General features: G+C 72.5%; 1 protein-coding gene. It reads left to right on the top strand.

Annotated elements, in window-relative coordinates; all coding sequences use genetic code 11:
* On the top strand, positions 1-349 hold a 349-nt coding region (locus tag ACH107_RS33635; RefSeq protein WP_412509904.1), incomplete at both ends, for a D-alanyl-D-alanine carboxypeptidase.

Raw genomic sequence — 349 nt, forward strand, 5'->3', positions numbered from 1 at the left:
TCCTGGCTGTCGGCGACGCGGGCCAGCTGGCCGGGAGTGTCGTCCTGTTCCAGGTCGATCATTCGGGGCTGGGCGAGGAGGCGCGGCTGACGCCGGCGGCGACGACCGCGGCGCTGGTGGCGGCGCATGGTCGGCTCAAGCCGCTGCTCAAGGAGATCCCGATGCGCGACGGCGCGGGCCGGATCGACCGCGGGCACCCGCTGACGGTGGCCGCCAAGACCGGCACGCTGTATTTCGTCAGCGCGCTGGCGGGATACATCACCGCGCCGGATGGCACCGAACTGGCCTTCGCCATCTTCACCGGCGACACCGAGAAGCGGGGGGCCATCGACCCGAGCCGCGATGGCCG

It is taken from the genome of Roseovarius halophilus (ex Wu et al. 2025) (assembly GCF_047086965.1).